Here is a 15,478-nt window from a genome sequence, read left to right as displayed (position 1 = left end):
GTATTACCAACAGGACGGGCCGGGGTGCGTTCCGAGCTCGGCCTCGTTCAGCCGCCCGTGAAGAACGCGTCGACCGATCCGCGCTTGGCGCCCAACGCCGCCGCCACCCGTCGGCGAGCATCGTAATATACCAGCGCCGGCGCGGCCGGATCGGTCTGTCGAAGGCGTGCGGCCTCCGCGTCCGTCAGGCTGCTCTCGCGCGCGACATGATCCGCATACCCCTCCTGCTGCCAGGTCGGGAGCATCGCACTGCGCACTTCGCCAAGATGGTTGGCGATCATGATGTGCGTCGTCTCGTGCGCGATCACGCCGGACAGCGTCCGGGTACCACCGATCGCACGACCGTTCGTCACGCGATCCGCGGCGACGTCGCTGCGGTTGAAGACGATCGCCGAACTGAAGGGCCGGCGGAATGCAAAGGCACCCGGCGACTGGATCGCCAGAAGGCGCCAGCGCCAGCCACCCTCCGTCAGGAACAGCGAGCGATCGAGCGGACCGGTGTAGAGCGGACTGGTGCGCAACAAGCCCTCGGCACGCGCCAGTTCGCTGGCGATCCGAGGATCGATCGGACGCTCGGCATAGAAGGTGACGGTGCCGACGTGCTGTTTATACGGAAACGCGAGCAACTGCGGCGCGTGGACGACCGCGACGGCAAGCAGAAGGAAGATGGCCACGACCCACCGGACGGGCCCCTGCCCCCTTCTGCGTGCGCGGGTCGTCATGCCGGCGTGAGCAACCCTTCACGCGCAATCTTCTCGCGCCAGACCAAAGGCGCGAGCTGGTGGACGTTCTCGCCCGCGGAATCGACCGCGACCGTCACCGGGAAGTCGCTGACTTCGAACTCGTAGATCGCTTCCATCCCGAGATCGGCGAAGCCGACGACCTTCGATTCCTTGATCGCGCGGGCGACCAAATACGCCGCGCCGCCGACCGCCATCAGATACGCCGACTTGGCCTCGGCGATCGCCTTGGTCGCATCGCCCCCGCGCTCCGCCTTGCCGACCATCGCCAGCAGGCCCTGGTCGAGCATCATCCGCGTGAACTTGTCCATCCGCGTCGCCGTGGTCGGGCCCGCAGGTCCGACGACTTCCTCGCCGACCGGATCGACCGGGCCGACGTAATAAATCACGCGACCCTTGAAATCGACCGGCAGCGGCTCGCCCGCATCGAGCATGTCCTTGATCCGCTTGTGCGCCGCGTCGCGCCCGGTCAGCATCTTGCCGTTGAGCAGCAGGCGATCGCCATGCTTCCAAGTCTGCACGACGTCGGGCGTCAGCGTGTCGAGATCGACGCGGATCGCGGCCTTGTCGGGCGTCCAGTTGACGTCGGGCCATTCCTCCAGCTTCGGCGCCTCCAGATACACCGGGCCCGAGCCATCGAGCACGAAATGCGCGTGGCGGGTGGCGGCGCAGTTGGGGATCATCGCCACCGGCTTCGACGCGGCGTGCGTCGGCCAGTCGAAGATCTTCACGTCGAGGATGGTGGACAGCCCGCCCAGCCCCTGCGCTCCGATGCCGAGCGCATTGACCTTGTCGTAGATCTCGATCCGCAGCGCCTCGATGTCGTTCTTGGGGCCCCGCGCCTTCAGCTGCGCCATGTCGATCGAGCCCATCAGCGACTGCTTGGCGAGGATCATCGATTTCTCGGCGGTGCCGCCGATGCCGATCCCGAGCATACCGGGCGGGCACCAGCCGGCGCCCATCTGCGGGATCATCTCGAGCACCCAGTCGACGATCGAGTCGGATGGGTTCATCATCTTGAACTTCGACTTGTTCTCGCTGCCGCCGCCCTTCGCCGCGACGTCGATCGAGACCGTGTTGCCGGGCACCATCTCGACATGCATCACGCTCGGAGTATTGTCCTTGGTGTTGCGACGCGTGAAGGCGGGGTCGGCGAGGATCGACGCGCGCAGCTTGTTCTCGGGGTTGAGATAGGCTTTCCGCACGCCCTCATCGATCACTTCCTGCAGCGAGCGGGTCGAGTCGAGGCGGCAGTCCTGGCCCCATTTGACGAAAATCGTGACGATGCCGGTGTCCTGGCAGATCGGGCGGTGGCCCTCGGCGCACATCCGGCTGTTGGTGAGGATCTGCGCGATCGCATCCTTGGCGGCGGGGCTCTGCTCGGCCTCGTACGCGACGCCCAGTGCGCGGATGTAATCCATCGGGTGGTAGTAGCTGATGAACTGGAGTGCGTCGGCGACGCTTTCGATCAGGTCGGCTTCGGTGATGACGGTCATGCAGCGCCTTTACGGATACAGATTTGCTGGGGTCATAGCGGCGATCGCGCGATTTTTGAAGATGGGGCCGTTGCGGTGATCGGGACGCAATCGGCCAAAGGTTACGATAAGGTCACACCAACGTGCCCTCGCGTATCCGATGCCCCCAAACGGAAAAGGCCGGGATGGCCTTAGCGCCACCCCGACTTTTTCTAGTTATTTCAATATGTTAGTACGATTACATCGGCGGTGTCAGGCCGTCCTTGCCAACGGCGACCGACTTGGCGCCCTTGGAGTCGGTCGCAACGATCGCGAACAGCTTCTGGCCCTTGGCGAGGACCGTGCGCTCGGCCGGCTCGAACCGGACGATCGGCGTGCCGACGGGAACAACAACCTGGGCCTTGCCGCCCTTGTACGAGATGCTCAGCTTGGTCTCGCCGGGCTTGCCTGCCCCGCCGGTAACGGTGCCATTGGTCATGCCGCTCTGCTGCGCGACCGTGCCGTTCGTCATCGCGCTTTGGCCATCGACCGTACCGTTGGTCATCGCGCTCTGCCCGTCGACGGTGCCGTTGGTCATTGCGCTGGAGCCGCTCGTACCGCCGCCTGCAGCAGCGACCGCGCCGGGCACGTCCCAGGGATAGTGCCCCTCGCCGGTGCCGCGCATCGCCTCGGGGAAGATGACCAGTTCGACCGCGCGCAACGCATTGTCGGGACCGGTCGTCGCGGTACCGATGAAGTCGCCATCCTTGAGCGTCGACAGGTCGGACTTCACCACCCAGGCGAACTTGGTGTTGGCGTCGAGCGGCACGGTGGCCGACTTGCCGTCATAGGTCTGGACGGTCAGCGCGTCGGTGCCGATCGCGGTGATGACGCCACGGACTCGGTTTACGGCCGGGGTCGCACTCGCGGTGGTGTTGCCCATGGCAATGTTCGCGGTCGAGGTGTTCGAGTCGGTCGAAGTCGTCTGACCACAGCCGCCAAGGACCGCGACCACGCCGCTCAGCAGCATCAGCTTTTTCGTCAACATCGCATCGGATCCTTCAGTTCTACCGGCCTAGACGCCGACATGGCACCTGCGAACGGGTCGCGGACGGCCATGGTGGCGTGGTCGATGCTGCTCAACGTCCGACGGGGGAAACCGGACGCATCGGTCCGATCGGATCACGCGATTGCGGCCCGTCCGCTTTTTCAAAGTCTGACGTCAGCGCGGCGGGGCGCGGCGGGGGACACTCCGCCCTGTGAAGAGGCGACGGCCGGGACTGAGCCTATCGGCCCCTCACGATGCCGGATGACCCCGCGCCATCAGCACGTCGATCTTGCTCTTGGGCATATTGATCAAGAGCCCGTTCTTGTTTTTTGCAAAGGAGGTGAAGTCTACCTCGACGCTACCGATCGCGCTCGACACCGTCGCAAAGCTTTTACCGACGGACTCGACTTTGCCGATCACCAATCCCTTTGAGTCATGGACTTCTAGCCCCTGCCTAATTTCTCCCGGCAGCGTCGGAACAGGCCGCGTCGTCAATCGATTGGAGTCGGCAACGCCGACTTGGAACTCTTCGAAAGTCCGCTGACGGTTTAAGTCTCCAGGACCGCTGTTGTTCGGCCCCGCTCCCGCACCCGCTTGTTGAGCCTGTACTCCAGCCGCCGATGCTATGATTGAGACAATCATACCAAGCAGAAATATACGCATTTCTTCCTCCCCTGAACATTTTATACGTTAAGCTTATCCTGATTGCGAGCTATCGACAATACTTGGCTATTGCCGCCGCCGAGTAGGCGAGACTTGGTATTGCCCCGCTCCAAACCGGAAAGGCTGCTTTCCACCACTTTCCGACATTCCGTCACTCGCGTATTCTGTCGCCATGCGCGATATCCAGAACATTGTAATCCTGACGGGCGCGGGCGTTTCCGCCGAGTCCGGCGTCCCGACCTTTCGCTCTAAAGGCGGCGTAACCTATTGGGATGTTTACGAAAAAGATCTGGCTCCAAAAAGCTATAGGGTCGAAGACGTGTGCACGCCCGAGGCTCTCGCGGCGGATCCGGAACTGGTGCACCGGTTCTACGATCTACGGCGCGCGGCTCTGGCGGGGGTCGAGCCTAACGCCGCACACCACGCGCTGGCGCGGCTGGATGCGGGTTGGGACGGCGAGTTGCTGATCGTCACGCAGAATGTCGACGATTTGCACGAGCGGGCGGGGACGACGCGGATGCTGCATATGCATGGCGAGTTGCTGTCGGCGCTGTGTGCCGTGTGCGGCGCGCGTGAGCCTCGGGCGGGGGCGTTGCCGGAGGGGTCGGTATGCGGCGCGTGCGGGTCGGCGGCGTTGCGGCCGGACATCGTGTTCTTTGGGGAGATGCCGTACCAGATGGAGCGGATCGAGGCGGCGTTGGCGAAGGCCGATCTGTTCGTTTCGATCGGGACTTCTGGGGCGGTTTATCCGGCGGCGGGGTTCGTGCAGACCGCGGCGTATCATGGGGCGCGGACGCTGGAGTTGAACCTTGATCCTTCGATGGGGAGCGTGTTCTTCGAGGAGACGCGGATCGGGGCGGCGGGGGTCTTGGTGCCGGCTTGGGTTGAGGAGGTGCTCGGCTCGTTACCTGGACCAGTTGGGAAGGCCTGAGTAACGGAGCGCCGTCCGTCGTGACGACCGTCCCCCAACTGGCCCCCGGCCTTCGCCGGGGTGGTTGTGGGGTGGGCGCGGGTTGGTGCTGACCGATGTAGGAAAGATTGTTCTCCCGCGAAGGCGGGAGTCCAGTCTGGGCCCCCGCCTTCGCGGGGGAACAGTCTCTTGGGTGAGGTCAGTCGACCCAGTCTAGGCCCATGTCGCGGTAGACTTCGCGGTCTTCGTCCCAGCCGGGTTTGACCTTTACGTGCAGGTACAAGTGGACGGGCTTGCCGGTGATCGAGGCGAGTTCGATGCGCGAGCGGGCACCGATTTCCTTGATGCGGACGCCGCCCTTGCCGAGCACGATCGCGCGCTGGGTCGGGCGTTCGACGAGGATCTGCTGGTGGATCTCAAGCGAGCCGTCCTGGCGTTCGATATACTGTTCGGTCTCGATCGTGCTCGCATAGGGCAGTTCGGCGTGTAGCTGGAGGTACAGCTGCTCGCGCGTGACTTCGGACGCCAGTGCGCGCTCGGTCGAGTCGGATACCTGGTCCTCGGGGTAGTGCCACGGGCCTTCGGGCATCGCCTTCGCCAGTTGCGTCTTGAAATGGGCGAGGCCGTCGCCGGTGCCGGCGCTGATGAAGAACGTCTCGGTGAACGGCAGCAGCGCGTTCAGTTTCTCGGCGTGGATCAGCAGCTTGGTCTTGTCGGCGAGGTCGACCTTGTTGAGGATCAGCCAGATCGGCTCGGTCCGGCCGACCAGCGATTCGACGATCGTGGTGACCTTGCCGCCGATCCCGCCCTTCGCGTCGACCACCAGCGCGATGATGTCGGAGCCCTCCGCGCCACCCCAGGCAGCCGCGACCATCGCGCGGTCGAAGCGGCGCTTGGGCTCGAAGATGCCGGGCGTGTCGACGAGCAGGATCTGCGTGTCGCCCTCGATCGCGACGCCCATGAGCTTGGCGCGCGTCGTCTGCGCCTTGGGGCTGACGATCGCGACCTTCTGGCCGACGAGCGCGTTGACGAGTGTCGACTTGCCCGCGTTCGGCGCGCCGACGATGGCGACTAGGCCGCAATGCTTTGGGGCGGAGATTTCAGGCGTGGTAGGTTCGGTCACTTAGGCTCTTTTCGGCATCGGGATATTCGGGGGCGGTCATATAGACAAAACGCCCTCGCGTCATTCCCGCCAAACTGCGGCCCTGCCCGTCGTCGCGCGGTCCACAGTTTAAGAAGGAGAATTGGTTCACGCGGAGGCGCGGAGGCGCGGAGATGGTGTGGATGGGGCTCGCGCCGTCTGCGATCATGCGCCGCCGATTATCTCGGAGGCGTTTGGGCAAGACCGGAGTTCCAATCGCACCGCCTCCGCGGCTCCGCGTCTCCGCGTGAACCATTCTTCTTAGCCGAGCTTCTCCAGCAGCGCCTTGGCCGCCGCTGTTTCGGCTTCCTGTTTGCTGGAGCCCGTCGCGGTCGCTTCGGCGAGTTTGCCGACTGACACCAGCATCGTGAATTTAGGGGCGTGGCCGGGGCCGGTGCGTTCGACGATGGTGTATTCGGGGGGCTTGCGGTTGTGGGCGGCGGCCCATTCCTGGAGCGCGGACTTGGGGTGTTGCGGGGCTTTTGCGCCGGCTTGGACGCGGTCGCCCCAGGCGCCGCGGACGAAGGCGCGGGCGGCGTCTAGGCCGGCTTCCTGATACCAGGCGCCGATCAGCGCCTCCATCACGTCGCCGAGCACGTTGTCGCTGTCGCTCGCGCCGTCGTCGCGGGCCTGCTTGCCGAGTTTGAGGTGCGCGCGGACGCCGAGTTCTCGGGCGACGTCGGCGCAGACCGGGCCGGTGACCAGTGCGTTGAGGCGTTTCGACAGCGAACCCTCGGGGTCTGTGGCGAACAGTTCGTACAGCCACTCGGCGATGATCAGGCCGAGGACGCGGTCGCCTAGGAACTCGAGTCGTTCGTAGTTCGCCGCGGCCTGGCTGCCGTGCGTCAGCGCGCGCTCATAGGGGGCGAGGTTGGTCGGTGCGCGGCCGAAGAGCGTCTTCAGCCAGCCGGCGAGGTCGCTCAAAAGCCTTCCCCGATACGGCTCCAGCGCGCGGCACTAACCCAGGTCCAGGGCTTCAGCCATTCGGCATCGCCGTCGGTCGAGAAGAAGTTGACGACCGCCTTGCCCTCGACGTTCTCGAGCGGGACGTAACCCATGCCCTGCGGTGCGGGGAAGCGGCTGTCGCCGCTGTCGTCGCGGTTGTCGCCCATTACGAAGATGTGGCCGGCGGGGATCGTGTAGAGCCCGGTATCGTCGCGGTCGGGGAGTTCGGCCTGGTCGAGGACTTCGTAGCTGCGGCCGCCGGGAAGCGTTTCGCGGAAGCGGGGGTAGCGGCAGATCTGGACGTTCGCGACGACGTCGACGTACGGCGCGCCGCATTTCTCAGCGTTGAAGTTCTCGGTCAGCGGGATCGTGAAGTCGGCGATGCGAAGCTTCGGGATCGCTTTGCCGTTGAGGTAGACGGTGCCCTGGCGCATCTGGATGGTCTCGCCGGGCAGGCCGATGACGCGCTTGATGACGTCGTGATCGAGCACTTCGGGTGCGCGGAAGACGACGACGTCGCCGCGCGTCGGCGTGCTACCGAAAATGCGGCCGGGGATCAGCGGGATGCCCGCGGGAAGCGACCAGCGCGAATAGCCGTAGTTCCACTTCGAGACGAAGAGATAGTCGCCGATCAGCAGCCGGGGCAGCATCGATTCGGACGGGATGCTGAACGGCGCGAAGATGAAGCTGCGCAGGATCAGCACGACCACGGCGAGCTTCAGCAGGAAGCGGAAGGTCTCGCTTGTTTCGGACCGCTGCGGTTTCGTCTTCACGTCATTTGCCATGTGCGCGGGTTTGCCCAGACCGCGCCTATCGTCAAGCGTGTGCGGGATACGTGTCACCGAAAGAGCGTTGTCGCGGTCTCGCGCTTGCAGCATGACCGGCGCGCACGTCTATTCGGAGAAGTAGCATGACCGCCGACTGGTCCAAGATCGAAGCCCTGCCCGCCACCAAGCTGACCGACCTGTTCGCAGCGGACTCGGAGCGCCTCTCGAAGCTGAGCCTCGATGTCGCGGGGATTCACTTCGACTGGTCGAAGACTCACCTGACGACGGACATGGTGACGGCGTTCGAGGAGATGGCGAAGGCGCAGGATTTGGCGGGCAAGCGCCAGGCGCTGTTCTCGGGCGAGGTCGTCAACGTCACCGAAGGCCGCGCGGTCGAGCACACTGCCGAGCGCGGCGAGGGCAAGCCCGAGAGCGTCGCGATCGCGCAGGCGAGCCACCAGCGGATGCGGACGCTGATCGACGCGATCGAGGCCGAGGCGCTGGGTCCGGTGCGGCATATCCTGCACGTCGGGATCGGTGGGTCGGCGCTGGGGCCGCAGTTGCTGGTCGATGCGCTGGGGCGTGACGACAAGCGCTACGACGTGGCGATCGTCGCGAATGTCGACGGCGTGGCGCTGGAGGACGTGTTCGCGAAGTTCGATCCGGCGGCGACGTTGCTGGTGGTCGCGTCGAAGACGTTCACCACGACCGAAACGCTGATGAACGCCGAAAGCGTGCTGCAGTGGATGACCGAGCATAATGTCGAGGACCCCTATGGCCGCGTGATCGCGCTGACCGCGTCCCCTGAGAAGGCGATGGAATGGGGTGTCGACGAGACGCGCATCCTGCCGTTCGCCGAAAGCGTCGGTGGGCGGTATTCGCTGTGGTCGACGATCGGTTTTCCGGCGGCGATCGCGCTGGGGTGGGACCGGTTCGAGGAGCTGCTCGAGGGGGCGGCCGAGATGGACCGGCATTTCCGGCTTTCGGCGCTCCACGAGAATGCGCCTGTGTTGGCGGCGTTCGCGGACCTGTATTACACGCAGATCCGCCATGCCGAGACGCGCGCGCCGTTCGCGTATGACGAGCGGTTGCGGTTGCTGCCGAGCTATCTCCAGCAGCTTGAGATGGAGTCGAACGGCAAGTCTGTGACGGTCGACGGGCAGCCGCTTGGGCGGCCTTCGGCGGCGATCACCTGGGGTGGCGTCGGTACGGAGGCGCAGCATGCGGTGTTCCAGTTGCTCCACCAGGGCACGCATCTCGTGCCGGTCGAGTTCATCGCGGTGATCGAGCCCGGCGACACGCTGCCCGAGGAGCATCACCGGGCGCTGTTGCTCAACGCGTTCGCGCAGGGTGCTGCGTTGATGGCGGGCAAGCAGGTCGAGGATCCGGCGCGGAGCTATTCGGGCGATCGGCCGTCTTCGACGTTGCTGCTCGACGATCTGGATGCGCGGACGCTGGGGGCGCTGATCGCGTTTTACGAGCACCGGGTGTTCGTGAATGGCGTGCTGCTGGGGATCAACTCGTTCGACCAGTTCGGGGTGGAGCTGGGGAAGGAAATGGCGAAGGCTGCTGAGAAGGGCGGGCAGACGTTCGATCCTTCGACGGACGATCTGATCAAGCGCGCTTTTGGGTAATTCCGAGGGGAAACCTCTTTCTTGTTCCCCCGCGGAGGAGGGGGCCCAGGATACCACCCACAGCGCTTTTGATCCTGGGCTCCCGCCTTCGCGGGAGAACTAGAGGGCGCGGGAGAACTGGAGGGGCTGAGGCGTTACATCCTCATGCCTCTACTCCTTGCCATCGCGCTCGCAGCCTCACCCACCGTCGCGCAGATGAAGTGGGAGCGGCGGATATTGATCGTGTCCGCCCCAGCCGTCGATGACGCATCACTCACCGAACAACAACGCATCCTCGCCCGGTGGAAAACCAACGCCGCCGCTCGGGACCTCACCATCGTCGAAATCATTGGCGACACGGTTCGAGGCGCGAGTGACCCAGCCGCAGCGCTCCGCCGCAAATACCGCCTCCCCGCCAGCTTTACCGCCATCCTCATCGGCAAGGACGGGGGAGAAAAACTGCGTAGCGCCAAGCCCTTCCCTGCCGCCGCGCTGGAGGCGACGATCGACGCGATGCCGATGCGCAAGGCGGGGCAGCGATAGGCTGAGCCGATCAGCGTGATCGCCGCGCCGGGGTTGCCGCCTCGCGCCCCCTGCCCCAGATGGCATGCAAAGCCGCCCCGCGGCACGCGACCTACGAGGACTGCCCGTGACCGACACCACATCCGTGACCGATACCCAATTCGACTATGACCTGTTCGTCATCGGCGCAGGCTCGGGCGGGACGCGTGCATCGCGCGTCGCCGCCGCGCATGGCGCGCGCGTCGCCGTCGCCGAAGAATACCGGGTCGGCGGGACCTGCGTCATTCGTGGCTGCGTGCCGAAGAAGCTGCTGATCTACGGCGCGCATTTCGCCGAGGATCTGAAGGACGCCAAGCGGTTTGGGTGGCAGGTGCCCGACAACTGCGCGTTCAGCTGGCCGACGTTGCGCGACAACGTGATGGAGGAGGTCGACCGGATCAACGGCGCCTATACGACCACGCTGCAGAACAACCATGTCGACATCATCCACCAGCGTGCGGTCGTCTCCGGGCCGAATGAAGTCACGCTCGCCGATGGCACCACGAAGACCGCCGCAAAGATCCTGATCGCGGTCGGTGCGCATCCGCTGGTGCCCGAGTTCCCCGGCGCCGAGCACGGCATCACCTCGAACGAAGTCTTCCACCTCGACGACGTGCCCAAGCGCGTGCTGATTGCCGGCGCGGGCTATATCGCCAACGAGTTCGCGGGGATCTTCCACCAGTTCGGATCGCACGTGACGCTCGTGAACCGCACCGACGTCATCCTGCGCGGCTATGACGAATCGATCCGCGACCGGCTGCTCCAGATCTCGATGAGCAAGGGCATCGATTTCCGCTTCAACGCTGCGTTCGAGAGCATCGAGAAGGATTCGGATGGGTGTCTCACCGTTCGCATGAGCGGGCATGAGCCGATTACCGTCGACCTTGTTATGTTCGCTACCGGGCGCCTGCCGAACACCAAGGGCCTCGGGCTCGAAACGGCGGGCGTCGAGATGGACGCCGCCGGTGCGGTGATCGTCGACGAAGACAACAAGTCGAGCTGCGACTCGATCTTTGCGGTCGGCGACGTCACCAACCGCATCCAGCTGACCCCGGTCGCAATCCGCGAGGGGCAGGCGTTCGCGGACACGTTCTACGGTGGCAAGCCGACACGCGTCGATTACGCCAACGTGCCCGCCGCGGTGTTCAGCCATCCGCCGATGGCGGGCGTCGGGATGACCGAATCGCAGGCTCGGGAAGCACTCGGCTCGGTTAGGGTGTATTCGAGCGACTTCCGGCCGATGAAGAACGTGCTCGCGGGCCGCAACGAGCGGTCGCTGTACAAGATGATCTGCGATGGCGAGACCGACCGGGTGGTTGGCATCCACATGATCGGGCCGGACTGTCCGGAGATCCTGCAATCGGCTGCGGTGGCGGTGAAGGCGGGGCTCACCAAGGCCGATTTCGATGCGACGGTCGCGCTGCATCCAACGATGGCGGAAGAGCTTGTCTTGATGAAGTGAGGGGCAGGTTGCGCTTCAAGCGTGTTCTACCGCGAAGGCGGTAGCCCAGTCTGGGCCCCCGCCTTCGCGGGTGAACAATCAGGTGGCGGTAAAAATGCCGGGACGGCGTTCGCTGACGGCGCGGACACCTTCGGCGAAGTCGTTGGTCTTCTGCAACCAGGCCTGTTCGGCGAGTTCGTGATCGGTTTGCGATTGGACCAGCGCGAACAGGTCTCCGCGCATCGTCTTTCGCGTCGAGCCGACCGCGAGTGGCGCGCCTGCCGCGATCTCCCTTGCCAGCGACAACGCCTCCGCGCGCAACTGGTCCGCGCGTACCACCGCGTCCGCCAGCCCCCAGGACTCCGCCTGCTCGGCGCGGATACGACGCGCGGTCAGGGTCATGAGCAGCGCGCGCTGGCGACCGATCACGCGTTCCAGCACCGCGGAGATACCGAAGCCGGGGTGGAAGCCGATCTGGACGAAGTTGGCGACGAACTTTGCCTCGGGCGAGGCCACGCGAAAATCGGCGACGAGCGCGAGGCCGAGCCCCGCCCCGACCGCTGCACCCTGGATCGCGGCGACGACCGGCGTCTCGACGGCGAACAGCTTGGCGGCGGCAACGTAGAACGGGTTGCGCTCACCCTCGGTCCGCTCCGCGGCAACCGGATTGGCGTTGACGAGGTCCGCGCCCGCACAGAACACCTTGCCCTCGGATTGCAGGACGATCGCGCGCACCTCGCGGTCGGCATCCGCAGCGGCGAACGCAGCCCCGATCGCTTCGATCAGCGCGAGATCGGCGAAGTTGTGCGGCGGCCGCACGAACGTGACGATCGCAACATGCCCGTCTCGGGTGACGTCGACGCCGGAAAAACCCAAGGGATCATTGGTCATCTTCAGCCTCATTACTGTCGCACTGGGCGGCAAACATGGATTGTGGCGATTATGACACGGACCACCGCCGAATCCACGCCCCACGTCATCCAGCCATTGGCAGAGTTCGAGAAGCGAGCGTAGAGCCTCGATCCCGGCAGCGCGACAAAGATCATGGCGCCGGGGCCGTCTTCATCGGGAGCGGCAACCGGAGAGGTCCAGGGCATGGGGTCGCGACCGTCGCGAGCAGCAGCATTCGGCACTGCCATCGGCAGGACAGCCCCGATTGTGCCCAGCCATTTGCCGATCCCGTCCAGCACAGGGGACTATTCGACATGAAGACCATGATGGTCGCGGCGCTGCGCGCTGCGCTGGTGACGACGACGATCCTCGGTTCGGCAGTCGCCCTACCGACCACCGCGACCGCGCAGACGACGACCGCCGCGATCCGCGGACAGGTCCGCGATGCGGCGGGCGCGGCGGTGGCCGGGGCGACGGTGGTGGCGGTGAACGGGGGGACCAACCAGAGCTTCCGCACGGTGACGGCAGCGAACGGGAGTTACATCCTCAACGGACTGCGGCCGGCGCAGTACACGATCACCGTCACGGGTACGAACGGCGACGTTTCGGTACAGCGCATCATCGTCTCGATCGGCCAGTCCGCGACGCTCGACGCGACGCTCGCACCAGCGGCGGCGGCGCTGGCTGCGAACACCGACGCAACCGGCGCCACGACCGGCGGCTCGGCTCCGGCCACGGCCAGGAGATCGTGGTTACCGGCGGGCGACTGGTCGAGACCAGGACCAGCGAAGTCGCGACCAACGTCAGCCAGCAGCAGATCCGCAACCTGCCGCAGACCGATCGCAATTTCCTGTCGTTCGCGGCCCTCGCGCCGGGCGTGAAATACAACGACAGCGAGACCAACAAGGGATTCCAGTCAGGCGCGTCGATCGCCAGCCAGGTCAACGTTTTCATCGATGGCGTCAGCCTGAAGAACAAGCTGCGCGAGGGCGGCGTCGCCGGCCAGCAGAACAGCCGCGGCAACCCGTTCGGCCAGCTGGCGGTGCAGGAATTCCGCGTCCTGACGCAGAACTACAAGGCCGAGTACGAGCAGGCCGGCGCCGCGATCATCACCGCGGTCACCAAGTCGGGCACCAACGAGTTCCACGGCGAGGCGTTCGGCCAATATACCGACAAGAGCCTCAGCGAGAAATCCTACCTCGACAAGGCCAACAACCGCCCCGAACCCGCCTTCAAGCGCAAGCAATACGGCGTGTCGCTCGGCGGCCCTATCATCAAGGACAAGCTGTTCTTCTTCGCGACCTACGAAGGCAACGACCAGGATCGCGCGTTCAACGTCGACAGCACCGGTTCGACCGCGGCGGTCGCCGATTTCGAGGCCAATTCCGGGCGTCGCCTGAGCGACTTCGAAGGCGCGTTCGTCAGTCCGTTCCGCGGCGATTTTTACTTCGGCAAGCTGACCCTGACGCCCGACAGCAACCAGGTGATGGACCTGTCGTTCAGCCGACGCCAGGAAACCGACATCCAGAATTTCGGCGGCAACGTCTCGTATGAAAACGCCGAGAACAAGATCAACGTCGTCGACACGTATTTGTACAAATGGACCTATACCGGCAGCAACTTCATCAACGAGTTCAACGCCAATTATCTGAGCTACACGTTCAATCCGACGTCGCTCAACCCTGATCTCCCGACCTACGACTATGACGGCGTGATCATCTTCGGCGGCAAGGATTCGACCCGTCGCGAGGTTCAGCAGGGCTACACGCTGCGCGACGACGTCACCTACACCGGCCTTCAGAACCATTCGTTCAAGGCGGGCGCCCGCGTCGAGATCACCGATATCGAGTTCGACAACCAGTCGTTCATCCAGCCGCGCTACACCTATCGGCGCGAGCCGCAGAACGGGCTGACCTTCGCGTCGCCGGCCGAAGCACGACTGGGCCTCGGCAGCGGCAAGATCCTCGCCTCGAACACGCAGATCGGCCTGTACGTACAGGACGACTGGGACGTCACAAGCAAGCTCCAGCTCAACGTCGGCGTCCGCTGGGATTACGAAACGAACGGCTTCAACAACGAATATCGTACGCCCGCCAACGCCGCCGCCGCGCTGCGCGCGCTGCCCACGACGTCGTATTTCGATCCGGAAAACTACATCACCGACGGCAGCAACCGCAGTCCGTTCGCTGGCGCGATCGCCCCCCGATTCGGGTTTTCGTACGATCTGAAGGACGACCAGACGACGGTCATCTTCGGCGGGATCGGGCGCTATTACGATCGCAATAACTTCAACAACACGGTCGACGAGCTCAGCCGCACGATCAACCCGATCGGCGTGTTCCGCTTCTCGCCAAACGGCGCGCCGCGCGAGGGCCTGCCGACCGTCCAGTGGAACCCCGCCTATATGACGCGCGACGGGCTGTTGCAGCTCGCCGCCACCTCGACGCAAGGGCTGCCGGAACTGTTCGCGGTGAAGAACGATGCGCGCCCACCGGTCAACGACCAGGCGAGCATCGGTATTCGCCAGAAGGTCGGGATCTTCCAGGCCGCGTTGACCGCCTCCTATATCCGCGGGCGCAACGGCTATACCAACATCTTCGCGACGCGGACCCTGGACGGGCTTGGTGGCTGCTGCAACACCGCGCCGCTGCAACCGTTCGGCTATGCGAACGCGATCGTCGGCCTCGACGGACTCGATACGCGGTACAAGGCGATCTATTTCACGCTCGACAAGAACTACACCAAGTCGTCGGGCTGGGGCCTGAACGTCGCCTACACCTTCTCGAAGGGCGAGCAGAACGGCGGCGATCTGTTCAGCCTCGATGCGATCACGCCGGACGCCTATGGCTGGCGCCCGCGTGCTGGCGACGAGCGTCATCGGGTCGTCATCTCGGGCATGGTCGACCTGCCGCTCGGCTTCCAGTTCTCGATGCTGAACACGCTGGGCAGCGGCCAGGCGTTCCAGGTCACCGATGCGACCAACGGCGCGGATTCGGGCTTCAACCGCTTCACCGCGCGGTATCCGCGGAAGAACTGCATCAAGGGCGTGTTCGCCTATTGCGAGGTCAACCTGACGCTGGCCAAGCGCTTCAGCGTGCTCGGCAAGGAGGATCAGTTCGAGGCGGCGGTCGACCTGCTCAACGCGTTCAACAACAAGAACTTCGAGGGGTTCGACGCGTCGTTCAATAACACGATCGACCCCGCGACCGGCCAGGCGACCGATCCACTCGAACCCGCACGGATCGGCACGAGCACGCTGACCCTCCCGCGGCGGATCCAGTTCAGGGTTGGTTACAGGTTCTGA

General features: G+C 64.8%; 14 protein-coding genes. 6 read left to right on the top strand and 8 right to left on the bottom strand.

All coding sequences use genetic code 11. The features are described 5' to 3' along the window. Window positions 1-47: 47 nt before the first annotated feature. From C8J25_RS11975 to C8J25_RS20295, 4 genes are all read right to left on the bottom strand, one after another. Window positions 48-674, bottom strand: a complete 627-nt coding sequence (locus C8J25_RS11975) for a hypothetical protein (RefSeq protein WP_146173333.1) — start codon at window positions 672-674, stop codon at window positions 48-50. A gap of 44 nt (window positions 675-718) precedes the next feature. After that, a complete protein-coding gene (locus C8J25_RS11970; protein WP_107954643.1) occupies window positions 719-2,236 on the bottom strand; it encodes a fumarate hydratase in 1,518 nt (505 codons plus the stop codon). A gap of 217 nt (window positions 2,237-2,453) precedes the next feature. Next, window positions 2,454-3,242 carry a hypothetical protein gene (locus tag C8J25_RS11965; RefSeq protein WP_107954642.1) on the bottom strand — a complete coding sequence of 263 codons (789 nt, stop codon included), beginning with the start codon at window positions 3,240-3,242 and terminating at the stop codon, window positions 2,454-2,456. Window positions 3,243-3,491: 249 nt separating this feature from the next. Beyond that, window positions 3,492-3,905, bottom strand: coding sequence for a hypothetical protein (locus C8J25_RS20295; RefSeq protein ID WP_146173332.1), 414 nt, complete (start codon window positions 3,903-3,905; stop codon window positions 3,492-3,494). 172 nt (window positions 3,906-4,077) lie between these two features. Here C8J25_RS20295 and C8J25_RS11960 point away from each other — a divergent pair, with 172 nt between their 5' ends. After that, window positions 4,078-4,836, top strand: coding sequence for an NAD-dependent deacylase (locus C8J25_RS11960; RefSeq protein ID WP_107954641.1), 759 nt, complete (start codon window positions 4,078-4,080; stop codon window positions 4,834-4,836). A 178-nt stretch (window positions 4,837-5,014) separates the two neighbouring features. On the opposite strand, the gene era is transcribed toward C8J25_RS11960, so the two are convergent. From era to lepB, 3 genes are all read right to left on the bottom strand, one after another. Further along, complete coding sequence (gene era / locus C8J25_RS11955) at window positions 5,015-5,938, bottom strand: GTPase Era (RefSeq protein WP_244187046.1); 924 nt, start codon at window positions 5,936-5,938, stop codon at window positions 5,015-5,017. Between the two features lie 279 nt (window positions 5,939-6,217). Further along, window positions 6,218-6,880 carry a ribonuclease III gene (gene rnc / locus C8J25_RS11950; RefSeq protein ID WP_107954640.1) on the bottom strand — a complete coding sequence of 221 codons (663 nt, stop codon included), beginning with the start codon at window positions 6,878-6,880 and terminating at the stop codon, window positions 6,218-6,220. Further along, the gene (gene lepB, locus C8J25_RS11945; RefSeq protein ID WP_107954639.1) at window positions 6,877-7,686 is read right to left on the bottom strand and encodes a signal peptidase I; all 810 of its coding nucleotides are present in this window, start codon (window positions 7,684-7,686) and stop codon (window positions 6,877-6,879) included. Before lepB ends, rnc begins: the two co-directional genes overlap by 4 nt. A 125-nt stretch (window positions 7,687-7,811) precedes the next feature. Between lepB and pgi the strand changes: the two genes are divergently transcribed. From pgi to gorA, 3 genes are all read left to right on the top strand, one after another. Further along, on the top strand, window positions 7,812-9,302 hold the full coding sequence (gene pgi, locus C8J25_RS11940) for a glucose-6-phosphate isomerase (protein ID WP_107954638.1): 1,491 nt from the start codon (window positions 7,812-7,814) through the stop codon (window positions 9,300-9,302). A 144-nt stretch (window positions 9,303-9,446) separates the two neighbouring features. Next, on the top strand, window positions 9,447-9,824 hold the full coding sequence (locus C8J25_RS11935) for a DUF4174 domain-containing protein (RefSeq protein ID WP_208622594.1): 378 nt from the start codon (window positions 9,447-9,449) through the stop codon (window positions 9,822-9,824). A 124-nt stretch (window positions 9,825-9,948) separates the two neighbouring features. Next, the gene (gene gorA / locus C8J25_RS11930) at window positions 9,949-11,304 is read left to right on the top strand and encodes a glutathione-disulfide reductase (RefSeq protein WP_244187044.1); all 1,356 of its coding nucleotides are present in this window, start codon (window positions 9,949-9,951) and stop codon (window positions 11,302-11,304) included. A 78-nt stretch (window positions 11,305-11,382) separates the two neighbouring features. Here the strand turns inward: gorA and C8J25_RS11925 are convergent, their stop codons facing one another. Then, window positions 11,383-12,174 carry an enoyl-CoA hydratase/isomerase family protein gene (locus C8J25_RS11925; RefSeq protein ID WP_107954797.1) on the bottom strand — a complete coding sequence of 264 codons (792 nt, stop codon included), beginning with the start codon at window positions 12,172-12,174 and terminating at the stop codon, window positions 11,383-11,385. 314 nt (window positions 12,175-12,488) lie between these two features. Here C8J25_RS11925 and C8J25_RS21125 point away from each other — a divergent pair, with 314 nt between their 5' ends. Together C8J25_RS21125 and C8J25_RS21120 are read left to right on the top strand one after the other, a co-directional pair. Next, window positions 12,489-13,055 carry a carboxypeptidase-like regulatory domain-containing protein gene (locus tag C8J25_RS21125; RefSeq protein WP_244187042.1) on the top strand — a complete coding sequence of 189 codons (567 nt, stop codon included), beginning with the start codon at window positions 12,489-12,491 and terminating at the stop codon, window positions 13,053-13,055. Then, window positions 13,052-15,478, top strand: coding sequence for a TonB-dependent receptor plug domain-containing protein (locus C8J25_RS21120; protein ID WP_483009881.1), 2,427 nt, complete (start codon window positions 13,052-13,054; stop codon window positions 15,476-15,478). Before C8J25_RS21125 ends, C8J25_RS21120 begins: the two co-directional genes overlap by 4 nt.

Origin of the sequence: Sphingomonas faeni (assembly GCF_003053745.1) — a bacterium.
Taxonomy (GTDB): domain Bacteria; phylum Pseudomonadota; class Alphaproteobacteria; order Sphingomonadales; family Sphingomonadaceae; genus Sphingomonas; species Sphingomonas faeni.
The sequence above is the reverse complement of the archived record's forward strand: the minus strand, read 5'-3'. Positions and strand labels throughout refer to the sequence as shown.

What these genes read in the sequence shown, in the direction of transcription:
- C8J25_RS11965 (WP_107954642.1), bottom strand. Translation starts at nt 3,242, where the DNA reads ATGTTGACGAAAAAGCTGATGCTGCTGAGCGGCGTGGTCGCGGTCCTT.
- lepB (WP_107954639.1), bottom strand. Translation starts at nt 7,686, where the DNA reads ATGGCAAATGACGTGAAGACGAAACCGCAGCGGTCCGAAACAAGCGAG.
- C8J25_RS20295 (WP_146173332.1), bottom strand. Translation starts at nt 3,905, where the DNA reads ATGCGTATATTTCTGCTTGGTATGATTGTCTCAATCATAGCATCGGCG.
- pgi (WP_107954638.1), top strand. Translation starts at nt 7,812, where the DNA reads ATGACCGCCGACTGGTCCAAGATCGAAGCCCTGCCCGCCACCAAGCTG.
- C8J25_RS11970 (WP_107954643.1), bottom strand. Translation starts at nt 2,236, where the DNA reads ATGACCGTCATCACCGAAGCCGACCTGATCGAAAGCGTCGCCGACGCA.
- C8J25_RS21125 (WP_244187042.1), top strand. Translation starts at nt 12,489, where the DNA reads ATGAAGACCATGATGGTCGCGGCGCTGCGCGCTGCGCTGGTGACGACG.
- C8J25_RS11960 (WP_107954641.1), top strand. Translation starts at nt 4,078, where the DNA reads ATGCGCGATATCCAGAACATTGTAATCCTGACGGGCGCGGGCGTTTCC.
- C8J25_RS11925 (WP_107954797.1), bottom strand. Translation starts at nt 12,174, where the DNA reads ATGACCAATGATCCCTTGGGTTTTTCCGGCGTCGACGTCACCCGAGAC.
- C8J25_RS11935 (WP_208622594.1), top strand. Translation starts at nt 9,447, where the DNA reads ATGCCTCTACTCCTTGCCATCGCGCTCGCAGCCTCACCCACCGTCGCG.